The 4642-nt window shown below is 71.3% G+C and carries 4 protein-coding genes and 1 pseudogene; all 5 read right to left on the bottom strand.

Translation table 11 applies throughout. The features are described 5' to 3' along the window. On the bottom strand, positions 1-2720 hold a 2720-nt coding region (gene smc / locus QH276_RS16095), incomplete at its 3' end, for a chromosome segregation protein SMC (RefSeq protein WP_280406795.1). Positions 2721-2910: 190 nt separating this feature from the next. Then, on the bottom strand, positions 2911-3330 hold the full coding sequence (locus QH276_RS16090) for a DUF1707 SHOCT-like domain-containing protein (protein ID WP_280401321.1): 420 nt from the start codon (positions 3328-3330) through the stop codon (positions 2911-2913). 130 nt (positions 3331-3460) lie between these two features. After that, positions 3461-3754 (bottom strand): acylphosphatase, encoded by a 294-nt coding sequence (locus QH276_RS16085; protein WP_280401320.1) that lies wholly within the window; start codon positions 3752-3754, stop codon positions 3461-3463. Between the two features lie 2 nt (positions 3755-3756). After that, positions 3757-4230 (bottom strand): OsmC family protein, encoded by a 474-nt coding sequence (locus tag QH276_RS16080; protein WP_280401319.1) that lies wholly within the window; start codon positions 4228-4230, stop codon positions 3757-3759. Between the two features lie 63 nt (positions 4231-4293). Further along, positions 4294-4642: pseudogene (locus QH276_RS16075) on the bottom strand (hypothetical protein); the annotation flags it as partial.

The raw sequence follows: 4642 nt of genomic DNA, 5'->3' as shown, positions 1-4642 counted from the left end.
AGCTGCCCGAGTTGCGTACTCAGCGCCCGGACCCGTTCTTTGATCTGATCGACCGCGGGGGCGCATTCGGGGCGCCGGCGCACCAGATCGTCGCGTCGCGCGGCCGCGGCCGCGACCACCCGTTCCAGTTCGGCGGTCAGTTCGGCACCGGATTCGGCCACCGCCGCCGCGACCTGCGCTGCCTGCCGGCGCGCCGCCTGGGCGCGTTCGGCCCGGGCCCGGGCGTCCCGTTCGGCGCGGGCGGCCCGGCGCAGCGAATCCGCTTTACCGCGTACCGATTCGGCACGTTCCTCGGCGGTGCGCACCGCCAGCCGGGCCTCGACCTCCATGGCCCGGGCCTCGGCCAGCGCGGCGGCGGCCTCCTCCCGCGCCAGCGCGGCGGCCTCGGTGCCGGCGTCGGCGGTATCGCCGTCGGTATCGGCCTGTTCGAGTTCGAGGCGGCGCAGCCGGTCCTCGAGTTCGGCGAGCGCGGTGACGGCCTCCTCCTGCGCGGTCTCGGCGGCGGCGCGCTGCTCGGTGAGCCGCTCGGATTCCGCGGTGGCGGCCCGGGCGGCCGCGCCCAACCGGCCGAGCCGTTCGTAGATACTGTTGAGGGCCTGGTCCGATTCGTGCAGGGCCAGCAGGGCGTGATCGACGGCGTCCTTGCGGTCGGACTGTTCCTCCAGCGCGCCGGCCAGGCTCGCTTCCAGTTCCTCGGCGTGCCGCTGGGCCGCCTTCAGTTCGGCTTCGGCGGTATCGATTTCGGCCTGGATCTCCAGGCGGCTCGGCGCGCGATCGGATCCGCCGACGAGCCAGCCGGTGCCGGCCAGATCGCCCTCCCGGGTCACGACCCGCAGTTCCGGACGTTGCGCGAGCACCTCGGCGGCGCGATCCAGATCGTCGACCACCACCACCCGGCTGGTCAGCGCGATCATCGCGGCGCGCACCGAATCCGGGCAGTCCACCACATCGCGCAGTGGCCGGGCCGCCCCCGGCAGGTCGGCACCGAGATCGCTACCCGTATCGGCGACCGCACCCTCGTACACCAGCGCGGCACGGCCGGCATCTGCCTTCCCGAGCGCCCGGACGGCGCTCACCGCGGTCTGCCCGGTGTCGGCCACCACCGCCTCGGCCACCGGACCGAGCACCGCCGCGACCGCCGCCTCGTAACCGGCGTGCACGCCCAGCAGTTCCGACAGGGGTCCCAGCAGCCCCGCCGGCTGATTCTCGGTCAGCCAGGCGGCCCCGTCGCGGCTGGCCAGATTCATGCCCAGCGCTTCGATCCGCGCGGTCAGCGAGGCGACCCGGCGCCCGGCTTCCCGGTCCTCGGCGCGCAGTTCGGTGACTCGGCGATCGGCGAGGTCGAGCGCCTCGACGGCATGTTCGTGCTGGGCGTCCAGGCCGGCTTCACCGGCGTCCAGTTCGGCCAGTTCGTCCTGCACACTGTCGTATTCGCGCTGCGCCTCGGCCCCGCGCTCCCGGGCCTGGGTGATCGAGGTGGTCAACCGGACGATCTCGGCATCGAAGGACTGCGCCTTGGTGCGCAGGTTCTCGACCTGGCCCGAAAGCCGCACCAGCCCTTCGCGGCGGTCGGCGATGGCGCGGACCGCGGCCAGATGCGCCTGTTCGGCCGCTTTGGCGGCGTGTTCGCGGTCGGCGAGCCCGTCCCGGGCGGCCTCGAGGGTTTCCGCGGCCATCTCCACGGCCTCCCGGAGTTCGGCCTCCTCGGCCTCGACCCGGTCGGCCTCGGCCTCGAGCTGATCGGGGTCGCGGCCGGTGTTGGTGGTGGGCGCGGTATCGAGGTGACGGGCCCGGTCACCGGCGATCCGGGTGGTGGCGTTGACGCGTTCGGCCAGCGCCGACAGCTGGAACCACAGTTGCCCGGCCGCTTCGGCGCTGGGAGTGAGCCGGGAGAGCTGGAATTCCTGCTGGGCGAGTGCGGCATTCGCCGCGTCGAGCTCGCTCTGCACGGTGATCTGCTGTTCCCGCGCGTAGGCCTCCTTGCTCTGCTGGCTTTCCAGTTCGGCGCGCCGGGTGACCAGATCGTCGGCGGCCAGCCGCAGCCGGGCATCGCGCAGGTCGGCCTGCACCGTCTGCGCGCGGCGCGCCACTTCGGCCTGGCGGCCCAGGGGTTTGAGCTGACGGCGCAGTTCGGTGGTGAGGTCGGTGAGGCGGGCGAGGTTGGCCTGCATCGCGTCCAGTTTGCGGACGGCTTTTTCCTTGCGTTTGCGGTGCTTGAGCACCCCGGCCGCTTCCTCGATGAACGCGCGCCGGTCCTCGGGGCGCGACTCCAGGATGGCCGAGAGCTGCCCCTGCCCGACGATCACGTGCATTTCGCGGCCGATACCGGAATCGCTGAGCAGTTCCTGCACATCCATCAGCCGGCACGAGTTGCCGTTGATCTCGTACTCGCCCGCGCCGTCGCGGAACATGCGGCGGGTGATGGAGACCTCGGCGTAGTCGATCGGCAGCGCGCCGTCGGAGTTGTCGATGGTCAGCGTGACCTCGGCGCGGCCCAGCGGGGCCCGGCCCGAGGTGCCGGCGAAGATGACGTCCTGCATCTTGCCGCCGCGCAGCGCTTTGGCGCCCTGTTCGCCCATCACCCAGGTGAGCGCGTCGACGACATTGGATTTCCCGGAGCCGTTCGGGCCGACCACACAGGTGATTCCGGGTTCGAACCGCAGGGTCGTCGCGGACGCGAAGGATTTGAACCCCTTCAACGTCAAGCTCTTCAGATGCAACGCCGACGACCCTTTCCGCCTCCATGTACTGTCCGCCTCGCACAGGCCGATCAGCCATGCTATAGGGCCGTTACGCGAAGGCCCTATCCGGCGCACCGGCGATGGCCGATCGGTTGCCGGCGGCGGTGGTGGTCTCGGGGCCCGCGCCCCGGCCCGTCCGCCGACCGGATACCACCGAGGCTACCGGGCGTTATACCGTGCGCCGATGGCAGCGGCCGCTCTCGATCCCGGTTGCCGCACGTACTGCCAGCACCGCGCCCCACGGGCCGATGACCCATATGGGCCAGAAGTAGGTGAACGCACCCACGCCCAGCGAGATCGCCGCCCAGATCACCAGCACCAGCACGCTGACGCCCAGCCAGGCGCTCGCTTCGATCCGCTGCCAGATCGGGAACCGGCCGCGCGGCGCGGCCACCCGCGCCGGGGAGGCTGCAGGCAGGTCGGCGAGAACGCCCTTCAATTCCTCCCGGGTCGCGCTCTTGTACACCTGCGCGACCCGCTCGTCGTATTCGGCGAGATCGATCCGGCCATCACCCAGATGCCGGCCCAACTCCCGCACGTACTGATCCCGCTCGGCGTCCGAGGCCCGGATTCCCGGCGATATCTCCATAGCGCTCCCCTTACAGCTCGACCACACTCCACTGTGGAATAACCTTAGAGTGCTCCTCCCACTATGGAATGTCAAGCACTTGCCGATGAGGATCGGCGGATACGTCTCCCGGCGGCCGGATCGACCGCCGTTATCGCTCGACGAACCCCTGCAGCCCGCCGCGAGCCGGTTCCCAGCTCTCCACCACCAGATCCACCCGGCCGGGCGTGGCCCCCGACCGCAACAGCGCCAGCAATTCCTCCGCTGCCGATCGCGAGCCCTCGGCCACCACGTGCACCCGCCCGTCGGCGGCATTGGTGGCATGTCCGGTGAGCCCGAGTTCCAGCGCCCGGGCTCGGGTCCACCAGCGGAAACCCACACCCTGCACATATCCGTGCACCCAGGCGCTGAGGCGCACCGGGCCGGTATCCGGTTGCGGCGCCATGCTCAGTCGGCGGTATCGATATCGAACGACAATGTCACCTTGGTGCCCGCCTTCAAGGTCCGGCCGACGGTGCACACCTTGTCGATGGCCCGCTGCACCGTCACCAGCAGCCGCTCCCGGCCGGCCTCGTCGAGTTCGCTGAGATCGAGTTCGAATACCTCGTCCAGATGGGGATACACCTCGTTCTCCCGGTCGGCGGCACCGGAGACCCGGATAGTGGCGTCGTAATCGTCACCGAGCCGCCGCGACAGCGGGAAATCCGAGCTCATCCCGGAACACGCGGCCAGCGCGATCTTCAGCAGCTCACCGGGAGTGAAAACACCGGGGACCCCTTCGGACCCGATCAGGACCTCGGCGCCGCGCGAACTCCGCCCGGTATAGCGCCGCGTCCCGGTCCGCTCGACCCAGAGTGTGGTCGGCCCCGCCGGTGCGCCGGCCGGGGCCGCGGCAGCCGCGGTGGTGGTGTCATCAGCCATGGATTCGATCCTGCCATTCACCGGCCCGGCGGTACGCTGCGCACCCGTCCACAGCCGCCCGGCTCACCGTCGGCGCAGCGGGCGCGGCCGCGGCGCGGCCACCCGGATACGTCGCGGCTCCCGGTGTTCCAGCGTGGCCGCGATCACCCGCAGCAGGAGTAGTCCGATGAGGAATCCGGCGATCAACGCCGGGGTCACCAGGGACATAGCTGTCCTTCCGTCCACCTTGCGCGGCCGTTCCCGGCCGCGCCCCCGCCGCCGTCGCCGGGGTTTTCGGCTGCGCGCCGCGGCGGGGCGACGGCCCAGCGGGGTGGCCCGCCGCTTGCCGAGATTCACGGTGGGGCGCCTTTTGCCCAGGCTCACCGCCGGCCGCCGCATCCGCTTGACCTCCGGGCGGCGCAGGGCGCCGAAC

Source organism: Nocardia carnea (assembly GCF_029869215.1).
Taxonomy (GTDB): Bacteria; Actinomycetota; Actinomycetes; order Mycobacteriales; family Mycobacteriaceae; genus Nocardia; species Nocardia carnea_B.
The sequence above is the reverse complement of the archived record's forward strand: the minus strand, read 5'-3'. Positions and strand labels throughout refer to the sequence as shown.

What these genes read in the sequence shown, in the direction of transcription:
- QH276_RS16080 (WP_280401319.1), bottom strand. Translation starts at nt 4,230, where the DNA reads ATGGCTGATGACACCACCACCGCGGCTGCCGCGGCCCCGGCCGGCGCA.
- QH276_RS16085 (WP_280401320.1), bottom strand. Translation starts at nt 3,754, where the DNA reads ATGGCGCCGCAACCGGATACCGGCCCGGTGCGCCTCAGCGCCTGGGTG.
- QH276_RS16090 (WP_280401321.1), bottom strand. Translation starts at nt 3,330, where the DNA reads ATGGAGATATCGCCGGGAATCCGGGCCTCGGACGCCGAGCGGGATCAG.